This is a genomic window from Variovorax paradoxus, assembly GCF_000834655.1.
GTDB classification, from domain to species: Bacteria; Pseudomonadota; Gammaproteobacteria; order Burkholderiales; family Burkholderiaceae_C; genus Variovorax; species Variovorax paradoxus_F.
The window spans coordinates 34702-54975 of record NZ_JXQQ01000027.1 but is presented as its reverse complement, the minus strand read 5'-3'; the positions used below and the strand labels follow the sequence as shown (position 1 = coordinate 54975).

At 66.5% G+C, this 20274-nt stretch carries 16 protein-coding genes; 6 read left to right on the top strand and 10 right to left on the bottom strand.

Annotation, left to right across the window (positions count from 1 at the left end):
• Positions 1–4: 4 nt before the first annotated feature.
• The 4 genes from msrP to RT97_RS12240 form a co-directional block, all read right to left on the bottom strand.
• Entirely contained in the window at positions 5–1018 is a 1014-nt protein-coding gene (msrP, locus tag RT97_RS12255; protein ID WP_042579064.1) for a protein-methionine-sulfoxide reductase catalytic subunit MsrP, read from the bottom strand.
• Positions 1019–1139: 121 nt separating this feature from the next.
• Positions 1140–2456, bottom strand: coding sequence for a c-type cytochrome biogenesis protein CcsB (gene ccsB, locus RT97_RS12250; RefSeq protein WP_042579063.1), 1317 nt, complete (start codon positions 2454–2456; stop codon positions 1140–1142).
• Positions 2453–4624, bottom strand: a complete 2172-nt coding sequence (locus tag RT97_RS12245; protein WP_042579062.1) for a cytochrome c biogenesis protein ResB — start codon at positions 4622–4624, stop codon at positions 2453–2455. The genes ccsB and RT97_RS12245 overlap by 4 nt, the downstream gene beginning before the upstream one ends.
• Positions 4625–4742: 118 nt before the next feature.
• Complete coding sequence (locus RT97_RS12240; RefSeq protein WP_042579061.1) at positions 4743–5414, bottom strand: c-type cytochrome; 672 nt, start codon at positions 5412–5414, stop codon at positions 4743–4745.
• 70 nt (positions 5415–5484) lie between these two features.
• Between RT97_RS12240 and yihA the strand changes: the two genes are divergently transcribed.
• Both yihA and RT97_RS12230 read left to right on the top strand, forming a co-directional pair.
• On the top strand, positions 5485–6234 hold the full coding sequence (yihA, locus tag RT97_RS12235) for a ribosome biogenesis GTP-binding protein YihA/YsxC (RefSeq protein ID WP_042579060.1): 750 nt from the start codon (positions 5485–5487) through the stop codon (positions 6232–6234).
• 83 nt (positions 6235–6317) lie between these two features.
• A complete protein-coding gene (locus RT97_RS12230) occupies positions 6318–7229 on the top strand; it encodes an alpha/beta fold hydrolase (protein ID WP_042579059.1) in 912 nt (303 codons plus the stop codon).
• A gap of 99 nt (positions 7230–7328) precedes the next feature.
• Here the strand turns inward: RT97_RS12230 and RT97_RS12225 are convergent, their stop codons facing one another.
• Both RT97_RS12225 and RT97_RS12220 read right to left on the bottom strand, forming a co-directional pair.
• A complete protein-coding gene (locus RT97_RS12225) occupies positions 7329–8213 on the bottom strand; it encodes an LpxL/LpxP family acyltransferase (protein ID WP_042579058.1) in 885 nt (294 codons plus the stop codon).
• The gene (locus RT97_RS12220; protein WP_042579057.1) at positions 8210–9106 is read right to left on the bottom strand and encodes a lysophospholipid acyltransferase family protein; all 897 of its coding nucleotides are present in this window, start codon (positions 9104–9106) and stop codon (positions 8210–8212) included. Before RT97_RS12220 ends, RT97_RS12225 begins: the two co-directional genes overlap by 4 nt.
• 216 nt (positions 9107–9322) lie before the next feature.
• On the opposite strand from RT97_RS12220, the gene metK reads away from it, so the two are divergent.
• The gene (metK, locus tag RT97_RS12215; RefSeq protein ID WP_042579056.1) at positions 9323–10507 is read left to right on the top strand and encodes a methionine adenosyltransferase; all 1185 of its coding nucleotides are present in this window, start codon (positions 9323–9325) and stop codon (positions 10505–10507) included.
• 21 nt (positions 10508–10528) lie between these two features.
• Here the strand turns inward: metK and RT97_RS12210 are convergent, their stop codons facing one another.
• From RT97_RS12210 to RT97_RS12195, 4 genes are all read right to left on the bottom strand, one after another.
• Positions 10529–12661 carry a TonB-dependent receptor gene (locus RT97_RS12210; RefSeq protein WP_042579055.1) on the bottom strand — a complete coding sequence of 711 codons (2133 nt, stop codon included), beginning with the start codon at positions 12659–12661 and terminating at the stop codon, positions 10529–10531.
• An 81-nt stretch (positions 12662–12742) separates the two neighbouring features.
• Positions 12743–12946 carry a hypothetical protein gene (locus RT97_RS12205; RefSeq protein WP_042579054.1) on the bottom strand — a complete coding sequence of 68 codons (204 nt, stop codon included), beginning with the start codon at positions 12944–12946 and terminating at the stop codon, positions 12743–12745.
• Positions 12943–14142, bottom strand: a complete 1200-nt coding sequence (locus RT97_RS12200) for a PepSY-associated TM helix domain-containing protein (RefSeq protein WP_042579053.1) — start codon at positions 14140–14142, stop codon at positions 12943–12945. The genes RT97_RS12205 and RT97_RS12200 overlap by 4 nt, the downstream gene beginning before the upstream one ends.
• Before the next feature lie 33 nt (positions 14143–14175).
• Positions 14176–16278: a TonB-dependent siderophore receptor gene (locus RT97_RS12195; protein ID WP_042579052.1), complete on the bottom strand. Its 2103-nt coding sequence runs from the start codon at positions 16276–16278 to the stop codon at positions 14176–14178.
• A gap of 171 nt (positions 16279–16449) precedes the next feature.
• On the opposite strand from RT97_RS12195, the gene RT97_RS12190 reads away from it, so the two are divergent.
• The 3 genes from RT97_RS12190 to groL all read left to right on the top strand — a co-directional run bounded on the left by RT97_RS12190 (position 16450) and on the right by groL (position 20184).
• Positions 16450–18039 (top strand): phospholipase D family protein, encoded by a 1590-nt coding sequence (locus RT97_RS12190; RefSeq protein WP_042579051.1) that lies wholly within the window; start codon positions 16450–16452, stop codon positions 18037–18039.
• A gap of 169 nt (positions 18040–18208) precedes the next feature.
• On the top strand, positions 18209–18499 hold the full coding sequence (gene groES, locus RT97_RS12185) for a co-chaperone GroES (RefSeq protein WP_042579050.1): 291 nt from the start codon (positions 18209–18211) through the stop codon (positions 18497–18499).
• Positions 18500–18528: 29 nt separating this feature from the next.
• Positions 18529–20184, top strand: a complete 1656-nt coding sequence (gene groL, locus RT97_RS12180) for a chaperonin GroEL (protein ID WP_042579049.1) — start codon at positions 18529–18531, stop codon at positions 20182–20184.
• Positions 20185–20274: the final 90 nt, after the last annotated feature.

Genomic DNA, 20274 nt, shown 5'->3' with positions numbered 1-20274 from the left:
TCGCTCAGAAGTTCTTCTTCAGGTCCATGCCCGCATAGAGCTGGCCCACCTGCGCTTCGTAGCCGTTGAACAGCAGCGTCTTGTTGCGCTTGGCGAACAGCCCGCCGCCATCGCCGATGCGGCGCTCGGTCGCCTGGCTCCAGCGCGGGTGGTCGACGTTCGGATTCACGTTCGAATAGAAGCCGTACTCCTGCGCCGCCGCCTTGTTCCACGCCGTGCTTGGTTCCTTCTCGACGAAGCGGATCTTCACGATCGACTTGGCCGACTTGAAGCCGTATTTCCATGGCACTACCAGGCGCACCGGCGCGCCATTCTGGTTGGGCAGCACCTCGCCGTACATGCCGAAGGCCAGCAGCGTGAGCGGATGCATCGCCTCGTCCATGCGCAGGCCCTCGGTGTAGGGCCAGTCGAGCACGCGCGAGCCGACGAAGGGCATGGTCTTCGGGTCGGCCAACGTCACGAACTCGATGAACTTGGCATTGCCCTGGGGCTCGACCTTCTTGATGAGTTCGGCCAGCGAATAGCCGACCCACGGAATGACCATCGACCAGCCCTCGACGCAGCGCAGGCGGTAGATGCGCTCTTCCTGCGCACTGAGCTTGAGGAGGTCTTCGATACCGTACTTGCCCGGCTTCTTGACCAGGCCTTCGACCTCGACGGTCCACGGGCGCGTCTTCAGCGTGCCGGCGTTCTTGACCGGATCACCCTTGTCGGTGCCGAACTCGTAGAAGTTGTTGTAGCTCGACGCGTCCTTGTAGTCGGTGAGCTTGTCCATGGTCTGCGCGCCGGGCACCGTCGATTTGACGGCGGGCAGCAGCGCCAGCTTGTGCGGGCCCGTGGCTTGCGCGAAGGCCTCGCGTGCCGCAAAGCTGGCCAGCGCCGCACCGGCGACCCCGCCGGCCATCAACTTGAGCATGTCGCGACGGCCTTCGTAGGCGGCGCGCGGCGTGATCTCGCTCGACAGCGGATGGGTGAAGCCACCGGTGTCGCGGCGGTGCGAACGGGAATGGAACGACATGACAGGCCTTTCGCGTGAATCGTTGGTCTCAGGGTAGTTCGTGACATGCCCTGGTTTGGTTACGCGCCGTGGCGGCGCGCGGTTTCAATTCTTCGCGAAAGGCGCAGAACCTGCGCTGCGCCTACAGCGTGCCGTAGCTGTGCAGGCCGCTCAGGAACATGTTGACGCCCAGGAACGCAAAGGTCGTGACCGCCAGGCCGCCCAGTGCCCACCACGCAGCCACGGTGCCGCGCAGGCCCTTGACGAGCCGCATGTGCAGCCAGGCCGCGTAGTTGAGCCAGACGATCAGCGCCCAGGTTTCCTTCGGGTCCCAGCTCCAGTAGCCGCCCCAGGCGTCGGCCGCCCACAGCGCGCCGAGCACGGTGGCGATGGTGAAGAAGGCAAAGCCGACCGTGATCGACTTGTACATGACGTCGTCGAGCACCTCGTTGGCCGGCAGGCGCGCGGCGATGCGCTTGCGCCCGAGCAGGATGCCCGCCGCGATCAGCGCCGAGATGCCTGCGTAGATCACCCAGTAGCTGCCGCCGGCTTCCTGCACGCGCTGGCGGAATGCCACCGGCACGAAGCAGAGGGCCACGCCCAGAAGCCAGATCGGCGTGAGCTTGTACCAGCGCGTCTCGGTCGCCTGCTCCTTGATGAGGTAGGCGAAGGCCACCATTGCCGCGAGCGCGAAGGTGCCATAGCCGATGAAGTTGGCTGGCACGTGCAGCTTCATCCACCAGCTCTGCAAGGCCGGCACCAGCGGCTGGATTTCATGCGCCTCGCGCACGATCGTGTACCAGAGCAAAAAGCCCACCGCCGCACTCACCACCAGCATCACGAACGCGCCGAGTGCGCGCGTGTTGTAGCGCTCTTCGAAGTAAAGGTAGAACGCGGCCGTCAGCCAGCAGAACAGCACGAACACTTCGTACAGGTTGCTCACCGGGATGTGGCCGATGTCCGGGCCGAGCTGGTGGCTCTCGTACCAGCGCACCATGGTGCCGATCAGCGCCATCGTCACGGCCGCCCAAGCCAGGCGCGAGCCGATCGCGTCGAAGGTGTCGGCCTGCTTGCCGCCGAAGAAGCCGAGCCAGTAGAACACCGTGCTCATGAAGAACAGCACGCTCATCCAGAGGATGGCCGACTGGCTCGAGAGGAAGTACTTGAGCCAGAACACCGAGTCGGCGCGCGCCAGGTCGCCCTGATAGGAGGTGATCGCCAGCAGCGAGGCCGCGGCCACCACGATGGCCAGCACCCGCAGCGGGCGCCAGAACCAGCCGATGGAGATCATCGCGATCACCGCGGCGGCGAGGATCGGCTTCTCGTAATAGTCCATCGACCCCGCATAGCGGGTGAAGGCGAACAGGCCACCGGCCAGCACCAGCGCCGCGAACACCCAATCGAACAGGTTGCGGCGCGAGAGCCAGCTTTCATTGAGCGTGAGGGTCGTGGTGTTCATGGTGTCTCTGGTTCTGTCTTGTTCAGCGCGAGCAGCTTGTGCTTCAAATGCTCGAATTCGCGGTCGCTGTCGATCGTCTTGCGGTTGACCGAGAAGGCCATCGTGGCGGCCGTTGCGTTGTCCCCTGAAGCGGCGCCATCGGGAGTGAGCCACACCCACAGCCGGCGCTCGCGCACGTACAGCATGGCAAAAATCCCGACGATCAGCAACAGACACCCGAGATAGACGACGTTCTTCCCAGGGGCACGCGCCACCTGGAACACGCTGGCCTGCACCTGGGTGAAGTCGGTCATCATCATCGCGACGGGCGCCGGGTAGAAATGCGCATCGCTGATGGCCAGCACCGCCTGGGTGAGGTAGGCCTGCGATTTGTCGTCGCTCGGCACGGCCGCAAGGCCCGCGCCTTCGCGGCTCAGGTTGAGCACTTCGAACAGCACGTCGTTGAGGATGCGCACCAGCACCGCGCCGGCACGTTCGCGCTCGGCCTCGGGCACGTTGGCTTCCATGAATTCGGCAATCGCCTGCCAGCCGCCGGCGGTGGTGGCATCGGCCCGAGCGCGCTCGCTGCCCGAGAACAGCGCGAGCGCGCGGGTGGCCGACACGCGCAGTTGCTCGGCCATTTCGGGCCGCTTCGGATCGCTCGCCTTGGCGACATAGCGCTCGATGGCGCGCGCGCGGGTGTCGGCATCGCCGAGTGCGGTGCGCATGCGCACGAACCCGTCCATCGAGCCCTGCTCGTCGGCCGGCACGCGCAGGTAGCGGAACGGGTCCTCGGGCTTCTCGCGCATGCCCAGCAGGAAAACCGGCTGGCCGTCGCCGGTGTCCACCGGCACCATGTAGTTCTGGTATTCGCGCGCCTGGCCGGAAGCGTCGCGCAACTTGTAGCCGATGCTCGGACCGATGTTGCGCAGCACCTTCGGCTTGTTGGTCTTGTTGGCGGCGCCCAGGCGCGACTCGAGGCTGTGGCGCAGGTCGACCTTGCGCACGTCGGCGCCGCTGCCCATGGCTCCGCCGTCGGCGAAGTTCTCCACGTTGATCACGCGCAGCGCGGCGTACTCGAGCGTGAGCTTGTCCTTGCCGTTGGTGATCTCGGTGCTGGGGCCGCCGATGATGCCCTCGACCTCGAAGGGCTTGGCTGCGGCTGCCATCGGCACCGCCTTGAGCTTCACCTTGGAGCCGCCGTCGTCGAAGCTCGACTGGTAGATCTCCACGCCCTTGTAGCTGGCCGGATGGTTCACCTCGATGCGCGCCGGCACCTGCGCGCCGGTCTCGCGGTCGTGCAGCACCACCTCGCTCGCGAAGAGCTTGGGCATGCCGGTCGAGTAGTAGTCGACGATGAACTTCTTCAGCTCGATGGAGAACGGCAGTTCCTGCAGCAGCACGCCATCGGCCTGGTTCAGGATGGCCACGCTGCCCTGCCCGCCTTCGGGCACGAGGATGTTGCCGCGGAAGGTCGGGTTGTTGACCGAGAGCCGGTGCTCGGGCGCCACGTCGGCGATCATGCCGCCGCCGGTGAACACGCTCTTGCCGTTGAACCAGGTCTGCGCGCGCACCACGAGGTCGCCGTCGAGCAGGCCGCCGATGCACACCAGCACGATGGCGCTGTGCGCCGCGATGTAGCCCAGCTTGTGGGCGCCGCCGGCGCGCGCGGCAACCATCCAGCCCGGGGCGGCCTTGCCGTCGCCCGAGCCGTCGCGCTGCTGCAGCTTGACCTTCCAGCCGCCGCTCACCAGCAACTGGCCGATGCGGTTGGCGGCTGCGTCCGGTGTTTCGGCCAGCGTGTTCTCGGCGCGCTGGCCGAAGGCCTTCAGGCTCTGCGCGCGGATGTCTTCCTTGAAAGTCTTCAGGTCGACCAGGATGCGCGGCGTGTTGCGCGCGATGCACAGCGTGGTGCTGATCACCAGGAACAGCAGGATCAGCAGGAACCACCAGGCGCTGTAGATCGAATCGAGCCGCGCCGCCCGGAACAGCTCTGCCCAGAACGGCCCGAACTGGTTGATGTAGTTGTTGATCGGCTCGTGCTGCTTGATGACCGTGCCGATGATCGAGGCGATGCAGATGACGGTGAGCAGCGCGATCGCGAAGCGCATCGACGAGAACAGCTCCACCGCCGCGCGAAGCACTTGCGGGCCGCGATGAACGCGAAGGCCGTGGGTGGAAACTGACATCGGGTGTGGGGCGCTGGAAAAGGGAGAAAAAAGCAAAAGGGCGGGCAATCCTCCTGGATCGGCCCGCCCTTTGTTTGGGGTTGTTGTCGGCGGTTAGTTCACGCTCGAAAGCGCGGAATCAGCGCAGGCCGGCGATGTAGTCGGCCACGGCCTTGATTTCGCGGTCGTTGAGCTTGGCGGCGACGCCCGTCATCGGCAGGCTGTTGGTGCGCACGTTGTCGCGGAAGGCCGTCAGCTGGGCGACGGTGTACTCGGCGTTCTGGCCACCCAGGCGCGGGTACTGGGCGGGAATGCCGGCGCCGTTCGGGCTGTGGCAGCCGGCGCAGGCCGGGATCTGGCGATCGCCGATGCCGCCGCGGTAGATCTTTTCGCCCAGGGCGATGGTGTCCTTGTCCTTCGAGAAGCCCGTCTTGACCTTCTTCGAGCCGACGAACCAGGCGATGTTGCGCATGTCTTCGTCCGACAGCGCCGACGCCAGCGGCTTCATGATCGCGCTCTTGCGGGCGCCGGACTTGAAGTCCTGCAGCTGCTTGAGGATGTATTCGGGATGCTGTTGCGCCAGCTTCGGATTGGCCGCGATGGCCGAGTTGCCGTCGGCGTTGTGGCACGAGGCACAGCTCTGGCTGTTGGCCGGCGTTGCGTTGAACACCGTGTCGCCCTTGGCGGGATCGGGCTTGGCCGGCTTGGCTGCTGCCGCTGCGGGGGCGGCTGCATGTTCATCGGCTGCAAAACTCGCGCTGGCCGTGGCGCCCATGAGGGCTGCAAGCAGAATATTGGCAAACAACTTCATATCGGGGGCTTAGATTTATGGCGCAAAACCCCGCGATTCTACAATGGCGCCCCGTTCCGAAAGCCCATTGATGACCTCCCCGCGCGCCAAGTCCGCCGCTTATCCTCCCCGCGCGGCCCCCGCCGCGGACCCGCAGGTCGCCGAACGCGAGCGCGTGGCACTGGGTTGGCTGCACACCGCCCACTTCCTCACCAGCGCTCCGCAGCTGGAACACCTGCCTCCGGTGGACCTGCCCGAGATCGCTTTCGTCGGCCGCTCGAACGCCGGCAAGTCGACCGCCATCAACACCCTCACCCAGCAGACGCGTCTGGCTTTTGCCTCGAAGACGCCGGGCCGCACGCAGCACATCAACCTGTTCGGCATCGGCAAGCAGAAGGTCGACGACGCGGTGCTGGCCGACCTCCCCGGCTACGGCTATGCGGCCGTGCCGAAGGAAGCCAAGCTGCGCTGGCAGCGCGTGATGGGCAACTACCTCATGACGCGCGAAAGCCTGCGAGGGGTTGTCCTGATGTGCGATCCGCGCCACGGCCTGACCGAGCTCGACGAAATCCTGCTCGATGTGATCCGCCCGCGCGTGCAGCAAGGCCTCAAGTTCCTCATCCTGCTGACCAAGTCGGACAAGCTCACGCGCAGCGAGGGCGCCAAGGTGCTGTCGATCACGCGACTCCAGGCTGGCGGCGGCGAAGTCAAACTGTTCTCGGCGCTGAAGAAGCAGGGCGTCGGCGACGCGGCCCAGCTGCTGTGGCAGTGGGTGCATTCCGAAGGCGGCGCTGCGCCGGCCGAAACGCAGGAGCTGCCGGAACCCCCGGAAGAAACCTGAGGCCGAACGGCTGCATTGACCGTCCTGCCTGCTTCATTCACTATCAAAACAATAGCGACAGTCAACCCAAGGAGACGAGAAGCATGATCGAGACATTCCAACGCAGCCTGCCCAACGGCACTACCCTGAGCTGCCGCGCGGCCGGCAAGCCGGGCCAGCCGCTGATGGTGTTCCTGCACGGCTTTCCCGAGGCCGCGTTCATCTGGGACGAACTGCTCGATTACTTCGCGGACCCCGCCCACGGCGGCTACCGCTGCGTGGCGCCCAACCTGCGCGGCTTCGAGAAATCGAGCGCGCCGACCGAGGTCGCCGAGTACAAGGCGCACCTGCTGATCCAGGACATCCAGCAACTCGTCGCAACCGAAAACGCCGACGGCTCGATGGCCGCGCTGGTCGCCCACGACTGGGGCGGCGCCTTCGCCTGGGGCTACGCCAACGCGTTCCCGGAGCAGGTCGGCAAGCTCGTGATCATCAATTCGCCGCACCCCGGCACCTTCACGCGCGAACTGCGCAACAGCCCGGCGCAGCAGCAGGCCAGCGCGTACATGAATTTCCTGGCGCGCCCTGACGCCGAAGCCCTGCTTGCGGCCGACGACTTCAAGCGAATGTGGCCCTTCTTCACGCTGATGAAGGCCGGCCCCGATGGCTTCGGCTGGCTCACCGAAGAAGTGAAGCAGAAGTACCGCGAGGTCTGGGGCGCTGGCCTCACAGGCGCCTGCAACCTCTACCGCGTGACACCCATGAAGCCGCCGCTGCCGGGCCAGACCATCGATGGCATCCCGGTGCTGCCGCCCGAGCGGCTCACGGTGAACGTGCCGACCTTCGTGTTCTGGGCGCTGGACGATGCGGCGCTGCTGCCGGGCCTGCTCGAAGGGCTGGATGCGTATGTGCCGAAGCTCGAGGTCAAGAAGGTGCCCAACGCGACCCACTGGATCGTGCACGAACAGCCGCAACTGGTCGCCCGCGAGATCGAGGCCTTCCTGCAGCGCAGCTGAGACGGCTCGGCTCCGGGCCGCCCCGAGGCGAGCAGCGCCTCCCCTTGCGGGATGGCGTTACACGCAGCGAAGCGAGTGAAAAGCCGGGGGCGTTTTTCCTCAGTAGATCTTCGGCTCGCCATCGGGGCGCGTCTTGAACCGGCGGTGCACCCAGTAATACTGGGACGGCATCGTGTCGATATAGCCCTGCAGCCGCTCGTTCATGAGCGCGGTGTCGGCCTCGACGTCGTCGGTGGGGAAGTTCTGCCACGCCGGCTTCACCTCGATCTCGTAGCCGCCGGGCGTGAGCTTCGCCACCACCGGTACCACCTTGGCCTTGCCCAGGCGCGCGAAGCGCGAGAGCGACGGCACGGTCGCCGCCTGCACGCCGTAGAACGGCACGAAGATCGTCTGCTCGCGGCCGAAGTCCATGTCGGGAAGCAGGTACAGCAGGCCGCCCTTGCGCAGGCCCGAGAGCACGGGCTTGATGCCGTCCACCCGGTTGAGCGCCGCCACGTCGCCAAAGCGCGTGCGGCCTTCGCGGATCCAGGCGTCCACCATGGGGTCGCGCTGGGTCGTGTAGATCGTGGCCGAGGGGCGCGCCGTGTGCATGGTGAGCGCGGTGGCCGCGGCATCGAGGCCATAGAAGTGCGGCGCGAACAGGATCATCGGCGCGTCGCCCTCGGCGATCTCTGCGATCTCCGATGCCGAGCCCACGATCTTCAGGCGGCTCGCCACGACCTTCTCGGGCGCATGCCACAGCCAGCTGCGGTCCAGCCACGATTGCGCAACGAAGACGAAGGTCTCGCGCGCGATGGCGCGGCGCTCGGCCTCCGATTTTTCGGGGAAGCAAAGGGCGAGGTTTCGGTCGACCACGCGCCGCCGCGGCACGGCGACGGTGTGCAGCAGGCGGCCCAGAATCCTGCTGAAGCCGCGCACGAGCGGCAGGGGCAGCGGTGCCAGCACCCGCATGAAGCCGATGCCCAGGCGTGAGCTGAGGCTCATGGCGTCTGCTCCCCGGCGGCGGCTGCGACGGCCCGGTCGGCGCGCGGCTCCTTGAAGCGCGCGTAGTCCCACACGTACTGGCCGGGCAGGCTGCGGATCAGGCGGCCGATGCCGTCGTTCATTGCGGCGGCCGCGTCTTCGACGGAGGCCTTCGGATCGGTCAGTGCCGTGCCCACGATGGGCTCGAAGCGGATCACGTAGCCCGCGCCGCGCGGCAGCCGCTCGCATACGCTGAGAAAGCACGCCGCGCCGGTCTGCTGCGCGAGGCGCGGGAGCAAGGTCATGGTGTAGGCCGGCCGGCCGAGGAAAGGCACCCAGACGCCCTGCCCCTGCGGCGGCACCTGGTCGGGGAGGATGCCGGTGTAGCCGCCGCTGCGCAGCGTGCGGATCAGGCCGCGCACGCCGGTGTTGTTGGTCGGCAGCGTCTGCAGGCCGGGCCGGTCGCGCGAGCCCGCGGCGATCAGGTCGGCCATCCATTTCTTGCGCGCCGGCCGGAACAGCGCGGTGATCGGCCCGAAGGCCTCGAAGAAGCGCTCGCCGATCGCCTGGCCGCACATCTCCCAGCTGCCCAGGTGCGGCGCGACCAGGATCACGCCCTTCTTCGCCCGCATGGCAGCCTCGAAGGCCTCGACGCCTTCCCAGCGCACGACACGGGACAGCACGCTCTCGCCCTGCGGGCGCAGCCACAGCCAGGGCAGCTCGGAAGCCATGTGGCCGGCGGCGGCGATGGCGGGGCGGTATTGGTCGGGCGCGAAACCCGCGCTTTCGGCATTGGCCTTGAATCGGCGGCGGTAGTCCGGCGCGCAGAACCAGACCAGCCAGCCCAGCATGGCGCCCATGCGATGCATCAACGGCATCGGCACGCGGGCAAGCAGGCGGAACAGGGTGATCATTGAGACGGGAGGGGAGTCAAAAAACGGACGCGCGCGCATGGTATTGCGCGGCTCGAATAGAATGCAAATTGTCGCCGAGTTACGGAACAACTTGCAGGGCGACAAACACAAGCGCGAAGCGATTGTGCCCCGCCGATTCTCGGCACCTGCTAAAGCGTTCGCCAGGGCTCCGCAGAGTTGGCAACGCGCCAAACCACTTCAAGGAGCTTTGAAAAAATGGCGAACGACTTCCTCTTCACTTCCGAATCCGTCTCCGAAGGCCATCCCGACAAGGTCGCCGACCAGATCTCGGACGCCATCCTGGACGCGATCTTCGAGCAGGACCCCCGCAGCCGCGTGGCCGCCGAAACGCTGACCAACACCGGCCTCGTGGTGCTCGCCGGTGAAATCACCACCAACGCGCACGTCGACTACATACAGGTCGCACGCGACACCATCAAGCGCATCGGCTACGACAACACCGACTACGGCATCGACTACAAGGGCTGCGCGGTGATGGTCTGCTACGACAAGCAGTCCAACGACATCGCCCAGGGCGTGGACCATGCCTCCGACGACCACCTGAACACCGGTGCCGGCGACCAGGGCCTGATGTTCGGCTACGCCTGCGACGAGACGCCCGAGTTGATGCCCGCGCCGATCTACTACGCCCACCGCCTCGTGGAACGCCAGGCCCAGCTGCGCAAGGACGGCCGCCTGCCTTTCCTGCGCCCCGACGCCAAGAGCCAGGTCACGATGCGCTACGTGGACGGCAAGCCCCACAGCATCGACACCGTGGTGCTCTCGACCCAGCACAGCCCCGACCAGAGCGAAACCTCGACCAAGATGAAGGCCTCGTTCAATGAAGCCATCATCGAGGAGATCATCAAGCCCGTGCTGCCCAAGGAATGGCTCAAGGACACGCGCTACCTGATCAACCCGACCGGCCGTTTCGTCATCGGCGGCCCGCAGGGCGACTGCGGCCTCACCGGCCGCAAGATCATCGTGGACACCTACGGCGGCGCCTGCCCGCACGGCGGTGGCGCGTTCTCGGGCAAGGACCCCTCCAAGGTCGACCGCTCGGCCGCCTACGCCGCGCGCTACGTGGCCAAGAACATCGTGGCCGCCGGCATCGCACGCCAATGCCAGATCCAGGTCGCCTACGCGATCGGCGTGGCCGAGCCGATGAACATCACGGTCTACACCGAAGGCACGGGCGTGATCCCCGACGAGAAGATCGCCGAACTCGTGCGGGAGCATTTCGACCTGCGTCCGAAGGGCATCATCCAGATGCTCGACCTGCTGCGCCCGATCTACCAGAAGACCGCCGCCTACGGCCACTTCGGCCGCGAAGAGCCCGAGTTCACCTGGGAGGCCACCACGCAAGCGCCTGCACTGCGCGCTGCAGCCGGCCTCAAGTAAGCAAGAACAGACGGTGGGTCGTCAGAAGCGGTATGCACCGCTGAAGCCCACCGTCCAGTTACGGCCCTGCGCGGGCTCGTAATAGCGCGCATTGCCTTCGTTGACGATGACCGAGCCCACGTAGCGCCGGTCGAACAGGTTGTCGACACGCGCGAAGGCGTTGAACTCCCAACGCTCCCATTTCTTCAGATAGCCCGCATACAGCGCCGCGACGGCATAGCCCGGCGCGCTCGCGGTGTTGACGTCGTTCGCCTGGATGCGACCGAGCGCGCGCATCTCGACGCCGGCGCGCCAGCCCTCGGGCGGCACCCAGCCCAGCGATGCGAACAGCGACTGCCGCGCGATGCCCGGGATTCGATTGCCACCCGCCACCGTGTTGGCTGCCGCGCAGGGCGATGGCGAGCAGAAGGCATCGCGGTACGTCGCATCGAGCCACGTGTAGGCCAGCTGCGTGCGCCAGTGGTTCGCCGTCTCGTGCTGCCAGCCGAGTTCGAAGCCGTTGCGCCGCGTGCGACCCGCGTTCTGGAAGGTGGCACGGCCGCCGACGTTGGTGTCGGTCACGATCTCGTCGCGCGTGCGGGTCTGGAACAGCGCCGCCGTCAGCAGCCCGCCGGCGAGCCGCGCCTTCGCACCCAGCTCGACGCTGTCGTTCACCGACGGCCGCAGCGCGAAATTGAGTCCGCTCGCGCCGCCCGAGCGGTACGAGAGCTCGTTGAGCGTCGGCGTCTCGAACCCTCGCCCGACCGACCCATAGAGCGCGAGATCCGGCGTGGCTTGATAGCGCAGCGAGGCCACAGGCAGCGTCTTGCTGTAACGCGCAGTGCCGCTGTCGTCGCGGTTCGCGCCCACGATGTAGCGGTCGTTCGATGCGAAGTGCACGCTGCTGCGGCGCACGCCGGCCTCGAGCGTCCAGCGGTCGGCCAGGCGCCAGGTGCCCTGCGCGTAGGGGTCGAGGTTCCAGACCTCGTTGCGCTCGCTGCGGCGCAGGCGCCCCTGCACGCCCAGCAGCGGGTTGGCGACGCTTCCAAGATAGTTCTCGAAGCCGCGGCGGCGTTCGCGCAGGCTGTCATAGGCAAGGCCGGCCACCACGTCGAGCGGCCGGTCGGCCAGTTGCAGCGCGGCGGTCCAGCGCACATCGACGCCGCCGTACTGCCGCGACAGGTCGATCACGCCGCCCGCATGCAGCGGGTTCTGCTGCGCCGAGGGCGGGATGGACTGGTACTGCGTGGTCTTGCGCTCGCCGCCATAGACCATGAATCGCAGCCCCTGCGTCGCGTCGATGCGCCGTTCGTAGAGCAGACCGATTTGCGTCTGCTCCACGGTCTTGCGCGTGTCGTACTGCGTCGCGAGCGGCGCTTTGCGGGGCGCGAGCGCGTACTGGTCGGCGGTCAGGCCCAGCGGGTCTTGGGCATCGATGCGCACGCTGTTGAGCACCAGCGTGAGCTTGTCGCCGTTGTCCAGCGCGATGCCCAGCTTGCCGTTGGCGATGTCGCGCCGCGCCGCGCTGTGCTCGCGCCAGCCGTCGGTGTGGAACCGGCTCGCGCCCAGCAGATAGTCGACGGCGCCCTGCGATCCGCTCAACTGCAGCGACTGGCGCCAGGTGCCGAAGCTCCCGCCCGCCGCGGAATACGAAAGACGCGGCGCGCCCTCCCCCGATGCGGTGAAGGCCTGCAGCACCCCGCCAGATGAATTGCCGTAGAGCGCCGAGAACGGTCCGCGCAGCACCTCGACGCGATCGACCGAGCCGATGTCTATGTTCGAAGTCTGCCCCTGTCCGTCGGGCAGCGTGGCCGGAATGCCGTCGACATAGAGCCGCACGCCGCGCACGCCGAAGGTGGAGCGCGCACCGAAACCGCGGATCGACAGTTGCAAGTCCTGCGCGTAGTTCAGCCGGTTCTGCACCTGCAGCCCCGGCACCGCGCCGAGGCTTTCGGAGAGGTTGACCTGCAGGCGGCCCTCGCGCATCTCGTTGCCATCGACCCGGTCCACCGAGCCGGGCACGTTGAACGGCGCGACCTGCCCGCGCGGCGTGGAGACCGTGATCGCGGGCAGCTGACCCGCCCCGGCCTCGGCGGTCGGCGCCGGCTGGGCGTGCGCCGCGAAGGGGATGCCCAGCAAAAGCAGTCGGACGGCGTGGGCAGGTGAAGCATTCATCGCCCCGATTCTGCGTTGGCGCGCCGACGCCCTCGCCTAGCGAGAACCCGACGAGACGAGAAGAGACAGAGGGGCGTGCAGCTAGCGGTCGGGCGACCGGCGCCAGCCGAACCAGGCGCAGACCACGACCGGAATACCCAGTGCCGCCCAGGCCAGCATGTCGCCGAACCCGCCGTCGCTGAAGAGCGCGGAGATCAGTCCGACGGTGGTTAGCAGGCCGAGCACGATCGGCCAGCCCCACATGCGCCAGAACGACTGATGCTGGGTCTTGTGGTGCGTCGTCATGCCTGCACCTTCATCGCCGGTGCCGGGTCGGGCTGCGGGCCCGATGCCGCCGGCGGCGCGCGCTCCGTGGCGGGCCCGCTCGCAGTCGTCTTCGCCGGCACGGTGTTGCCGCGCTTGAGCCAGAGGTAGAGCCCGCTGCCCAGCACGATGATCGTCGCGATGTCCAGGAGCGCCCAGATGATCTGCATCGGCATGCCGCCGTAGTCGCCGAAGTGCAGCGGCTGCGACACGAGCAGGGCCGTGAGGTACCAGGGCATCTTCGGCGCCGCCGTCACTTCCGCGGTCTTGGCATCGACCAGCACCGGCTGCAGGAGCTTCGAAGTGAAGGGCTCGTTGCCGCGCATGAAGAAGGTGTTGTGGTGCGGGCTGGAGAACGAGGTGCCGGGGAACGCGATGAACGACAGCTTCATGCCGGGCGTGCGCTGCATGGCCTCGTCCATCGAGCGCTGCACCGAGCCGCGCTCGGCCGCGGGCACGATGGGCTCGTTCTTGTAGGGCGTGAGCAGCGCGCTCAACTGGTCGTACTGCCAGTACTTGATGACGAGGTCGGCCCACGTGTTGATCATGCCGGTGGAGCCCACAACGAACAGCCACACCAGCGTGACCACGCCGAGCAGGTTGTGCAGGTCGAGCCACTTCAGGCGCGGGCGCTTCTCGCGCCGCACGGTGCCGAAGTCCAGCTTGCGCATGAAGGGCGAATAGAGCACCACGCCCGAGACGATGGCCACCAGCAGCAGGAGGCCCATGAAGCCGAGGAAGAGCTTGCCCGCCAGGCCCGCGAACAGGTCGACGTGCAGCTTGAACATCACGTACATGAAGCCCTCGTCGAACTTGGGCTGCGCCAGCACGACGCCGGTGCGCGCGTCGACCGCGACCGACTTGAAGTCGTCCGTGGGCTCCGGCGTGGGCGTGAGCGTGACGAACCACAGGCCGTCGTCGTCCTCGGGCTGCGATGCGAACTGCACCACGCGGTCGGGATGCTTGGCCTTGGCGATCTCCAGGACCTTGTCCAGGCTGATGCGCGGCGTGCTGGCCGGCATCTTGGGCGCCTCGACCTCGGTGCCCAGCAGGTGGCCGATCTCGTGGTGGAAGATCAGCGGCAACCCCGTGATGCACAGGAGCAGCATGAACACGGTGCACACGAGGCTGCTCCACTTGTGCACCCAGGCCCAGGTCTTGATCTTTCGGCTGTTCATGTCGTCGTGGCGGTGTTGGGTTGAGGGCGGAGTTTAGAAGCGGTAGGTCGCGCTCGCGACGATGTTGCGGCGCGAGCCGTACCAGCAGTCACCGCGCGACAGGCAGGTGCTGAAGTACACCTTGTCCGTCACGTTGTTGATGTTGAGCGCATAGCGCCAGCTCGCCGTGTCGTAGGCGAACACGAGGTCGGCCAGCGCGATGCCCGGCACGCGCGGGCCCACGCCGAACTGGGTGTCGCGGAACGAACTCATCAGGCGCACGCCGGCGCCGGCCGAGAAGCCGCTGACGCCGCCGATCGAGAAGCGGTACTTGGCCCAGACGCTGGCCTGGTGCTTGGGCAGGCCCTCGATCTGCGCGTCGGCGTCGGTGTAGTTGTAGTGGGCGACCAGGTCGAGATCGCGGCCGATCGAACCCTTGGCTTCGAGCTCGACGCCCTTGGTCTTGGTGAGGCCGCGTTGCGAGAACACGTTCGGCTGTTCCTCGACGATCTGGTTCTTCTCGCGCAGGTCGTACACCGCGGCGCTGAAGGCCAGGGCGCGGTCCTTGGGCTCGTATTTCACGCCCACTTCCCACTGCTCGCCGCGCAGCGGCGTGAAGATGCGCCCCTGCCGCGGCGACTGCGGCGTGAACGACTCGCTGTAGCTCACGTAAGGCGACCAGCCCGAGGGCGACGCGTACATCAGGCCGAAGCGCTTGGTGGTGGCGCTGCTCTTCTGCTCATCGCTGCCGGCGGCGCTGGACACCGCCTTGTCGTGGCGCAGGCCCGCAACGAAGATCCAGTTGTCCAGCTTGATCTGGTCCTGCAGGTACAGGCCCGTCTGGCGCTGGCGGGTACGCGGCAGAGCGACGGCCTCGGGCACGTCGCGGTGGCCGTAGACAGGCGCATAGACGTCGATGGTGTCGACGGTGGTACCGCTCCAGACGTTCTCGCGCTGGCGCGCGAAGTCCGCGCCGACGAGCAGCGTGTGCTTCAACGCCCCGGTCTGGAAATGGCCTTCGACATGGTTGTCCAGCGTCTGGGTGCGGTTCAGGGTCAGCCCGTTGTCGAAGTAGCGGCCCAGCACGCGCTTGGCGACCGGGTCGGACGACCAGCTGTCGAACCCGCTGAAAGCGGCGCCGTAGTGGTAAAGGTTGGCGTTCTCGTTCTGGGCGTAGCGGAAGTTCTGGCGCACGGTCCAGTTGTCGTTGAACTTGTGCTCGAACAGCCAGCCGAAGGTCTTGCGCTCGCTGTTGTAGAAATCGCCCGGCTCGCCGATGAAGCGGCTGCCCGGAAGGCGTCCGTTCGGGTTCGGCAGCAAGGTGCCTTCCCAGGGCAGGAACTGCGAACTGCTGCCGCTCTTGTCCTTTTGCCAGAGGCCTTGGAGCGTGAGCGAGGTCGCCGCGCTGGGCCGCCAGGTGAGCGAAGGGGCGATCAGGCTGCGGTCGTCGGGCACGTAGTCGACCTGCGTGTCGGACTTGCGCTGCAGCGCGATCAGCCGGTAGGACAGGGAACCGTCGGCATTGAGCGGGCCGGTCAGGTCGGCCTGGATCTGTTTGCGGCCGAAGCTGCCGAACTGCACGCCCACCTCGCGCTGGGCCTCCTGCAGCGGCCGCTTGCTGACCATGTTGACCACCCCCGCGGCCGTGCCCGCGCCGAACAGCATGCCCGAGGGGCCGCGCAGCACTTCGAGCCGCTCCAGGGTGTAGGGCTCGGTGCGGGTGGTGCTGGTGTAGTAGCCGTAGGCCTGGCGCAGGCCGTCCAGGTAGACATCGGGGTAGGCGCCGCGCACACGCACCGAGTCGGTCCGCGAGTCGAGGCCGTAGGCGTCGGAGCGCACGCCGGCGGCGTAGTTGAGCGCGTCCTGCAGGTTGGTCGCGCCCTGGTCGACCATCTGGTCGCGCGTCACGACCGTCACGGACTGGGGCGTTTCGGACAGCGGCGTGTCGGTCTTGGTGGCGGTGACGGCGTTCTTCGCGCGGTAGCCGATGACGGGGGTGGTGGCGGTTTCTGGCTCGGCGTTGGCATCGACCCGTATTTCCGACAGCGAACCCTGGGCTGCGCCCTGGGCCTGGGCCAACACCTGGTGCTGCGTGTAGATCGCCATGCATCCCACCAGCACAGAAGCGGCCCTGCGCCGCACCAACGTCCTCTTCATCCTGCTCCACTCCAATATCAATTAAGAACCATTCTCATTTTAATAGCCACAAAGTCTCAATCTTCCGAATCCCCAACGCGGGGAAGGGAGTTGCGTTGCGAATTCGCGTCCTCGGTCCGAGGCAGAGCAGCTACGATGCCGCGGGCACGTTTTTCCTTGCTGGCAGGCCTCATGCACAAGCTCATTGCCCTTCTGTTTCCTGCGCTGCGCGCCCCGGTTCTGCTGCTGATAGCGCTTGTTCTTACGGGCTGTGCCGGGCTGCCGCCGCGCACGCCTGAGCCGCCGAGCCAGGCCATCGCGGCCTCCCCCGCCACCGCGCTCGGCCGCGCCGCCGTCCGCCTGAACACGCCGCCCGACGGGCTCTCCAGCCTCAGGCCGCTGATCGAGGCTTCCTACGCGCTCGACGCGCGCCTCGAACTCATCCGGCGCGCCCAGTCCTCGCTGGACGTGCAGACCTACCAGCTCGGCAACGACAAGACCGGCCGGTTGCTGTTGCGCGAGTTGCGCGATGCCGCCCGGCGCGGCGTGCGGGTGCGCCTGTTGCTCGACGATTTCTACACGGCCGGCATGGACCGCCTCCTGCTGGGCCTGGCCTCCGAACCCAACGCCGAAGTCCGGCTGTTCAACCCCTTCGTCAACTTTCGCGACCACTCGTCGAGCCGCTGGCTGGAGTTCTTCGGCGATTTCCGGCGGCTCAACCACCGAATGCACAACAAGCTGTTCGTGGCCGACGGCGCCATGGCCATCGCGGGCGGCCGCAACCTGGCCGACGAGTATTTCCAGCGCAGCGAGGTCGCGAACTTCATCGACTTCGAGCTGGTCATGGCCGGCCCCGTGGTGACGGAGTCGGCCGCCATCTTCGACACCTACTGGAACAGCGACGTGGTCTACCCGCTCCAGCGGGTCGCCGGCACCACCCGTACGCCGGCCGAACTGAAGTCGGCGTTCGACGCCGACACCGGCCGCACATACGCCCCGCCCCCCGATCCGTTGCCCGCCACCGACCTCCTGGGCGACCCGCCGCTGGCCGCGCAGCTGGCGAACATCGACGAGGCGAAATGGATGCGTGCAGAAGCGCATGCCACCGCCGACAGCCCCAACAAGGCGCTGGGCGTCATGGCGCACCCCACCGAGTCGCTGGCGCAGCGCTTCCACGAGATGCTGGCCACCGCCCAGTCGAGCGTGGTGGTGATCTCTCCCTACTTCATCCCCGGCGACGAGGGCATGGCCCGCATCCGCATGGGCCGCGACCACGGGATCAACATCACCGTCATCACCAATTCGCTCGCTGACAGCGACGAGCCGCTGGTCAACATCAACTACAACCGCTACCGCGTCGACATGCTCAAGCTGGGCGTGAACCTGTACGAGGTCAGCACCCAGCAGCTGCGGCGCAGCGGCCAGTTCCGCGACCTGCTCAAGAAGGCGCGGGGCCGGCTGCACGCCAAGCTGGCGCTGGTCGACCGCCAATGGGTGCTGCTCGGCTCCATGAACCTCGATCCGCGCTCCGCCCGGCTGAACACCGAGTTCGGCGTGCGCGTGCGCAGCTTCGACCTCACGCAGGCGCTGCTTTTCGCCTACCAGCTGGACGACATCGAAGGCGTCTACCGCGTCGTGCTGAAGCCGGACGGGCAGAACGTGCAGTGGATCGGCACCGGCGACGTCACCAACGAAGTGCTCGACAGCGAGCCCGATTCGAGCATGCTGACCAGGCTGCAACTGCTGCTGTTCTCGTGGTTCGTGCCTACGGACCAGTTGTAAGAACCCGCCCGTCAGCAAGCCCCAGGCCTTGAAAGCCCACCGATTGCCCTTATGATTAGCACTCGCTGATGATGAGTGCTAACAAGCCTCGCTCCCAGTCGATGGGCCGCCGACCTTCAGTCCGGCACCCGACCACAAACCCGTTTCTTATCCATATCCAGGAGATGCAATGAAACTTCGTCCTTTGGCCGATCGTGTGATCGTCAAGCGTATCGACAGCGAAACCAAGACCGCCTCCGGCATCGTCATCCCCGACGCAGCCGCAGAAAAGCCCGATCAGGGCGAAGTCCTGGCCGTGGGCCCGGGCAAGCGCACCGACAAGGGCGAACTGACCGCACTGACCGTCAAGGTCGGCGACCGCGTCCTGTTCGGCAAGTACAGCGGCCAGACCGTCAAGGTCGACGGTGACGAATTGCTCGTCATGAAGGAAGACGACCTGTTCGCAGTCGTCGAGAAGTAATCCATTCCATCCATTCGGAGTAAATAAACATGGCAGCAAAAGACGTAGTCTTCGGCGGAGAAGCCCGCGCACGCATGGTCGAGGGTGTCAACATCCTGGCCAACGCAGTCAAGGTGACCCTGGGCCCCAAGGGCCGCAACGTGGTGCTCGAACGCTCGTTCGGCGCCCCCACCGTGACCAAGGACGGTGTGTCCGTGGCCAAGGAAATCGAACTCAAGGACAAGCTGCAGAACATGGGCGCCCAGCTCGTGAAGGAAGTGGCTTCCAAGACTTCGGACAACGCCGGTGACGGCACCACCACCGCGACCGTGCTGGCCCAAGCCATCGTTCGCGAAGGTTTCAAGCTGGTGGCTGCCGGCATGAACCCGATGGACCTGAAGCGCGGCATCGACAAGGCTGTCACGGCCCTGGTCGCCGAGCTGAAGAAGGCTTCCAAGCCCACCACCACCTCCAAGGAAATCGCGCAAGTCGGCTCCATCTCGGCCAACAGCGACGAAACCATCGGCAAGCTCATCGCTGACGCGATGGACAAGGTCGGCAAGGAAGGCGTGATCACCGTGGAAGACGGCAAGTCGCTGGACAGCGAACTCGACGTCGTCGAAGGCATGCAGTTCGACCGCGGCTACCTGTCGCCCTACTTCATCAACAACCCCGAGAAGCAATCGGCGTTGCTGGACAACCCCTTCGTGCTGCTGTTCGACAAGAAGATCAGCAACATCCGTGACCTGCTGCCGGTGCTGGAGCAAGTCGCCAAGGCTGGCCGTCCCCTGCTGATCATTGCCGAAGAAGTCGAAGGCGAAGCCCTGGCTACGCTGGTCGTGAACACGATCCGCGGCATCCTGAAGGTCGTGGCTGTCAAGGCTCCTGGCTTCGGCGACCGCCGCAAGGCCATGCTGGAAGACATCGCCATCCTGACGGGCGGCAAGGTCATCGCTGAAGAAGTGGGCCTGACGCTCGAAAAGGTGACGTTGGCCGACCTGGGCCAAGCCAAGCGCATCGAAGTGGGCAAGGAAAACACCATCATCATCGACGGCGCTGGCGCCGCTGGCGACATCGAAGCCCGCGTGAAGCAAGTGCGCGTGCAGATCGAAGAAGCCACCAGCGACTACGACCGTGAAAAGCTGCAAGAGCGCGTGGCCAAGCTGGCCGGCGGCGTTGCAGTGATCAAGGTCGGCGCTGCCACCGAAGTCGAAATGAAGGAAAAGAAGGCTCGCGTCGAAGACGCCCTGCACGCCACCCGCGCTGCAGTGGAAGAAGGCGTCGTGGCTGGCGGCGGCGTGGCTCTGCTGCGTGCCAAGCAAGCCGTGGGCGAGTCGGTCAAGGGCGACAACGCCGATCAGGAAGCCGGCATCAAGCTGGTGCTCAAGGCCATCGAAGCGCCCCTGCGCGAAATCGTGAACAACGCCGGCGGCGAAGCCTCGGTGGTGGTGAACGCTGTGTTGGCCGGCAAGGGCAACTACGGCTTCAATGCTGCGAACGACACGTACGGCGACATGCTCGAGCTGGGCATCCTGGACCCGACGAAGGTCACTCGCACCGCACTGCAGAACGCCGCATCGGTGTCCTCGCTGCTGCTGACGACCGAAGCCATGGTTGCTGATGCACCCAAGGACGAATCGGGCGCCGGCGGTGGTGGCATGCCCGACATGGGTGGCATGGGCGGCATGGGCGGCATGGGCATGTGATTTCGCTCGCCCCCAGGCTGCGCGGCACTTCGTGTCCGCTACGCCTACCCCCTACCGGGGGCAACACCTGCGGCCCGGCAAAGCCGGTTC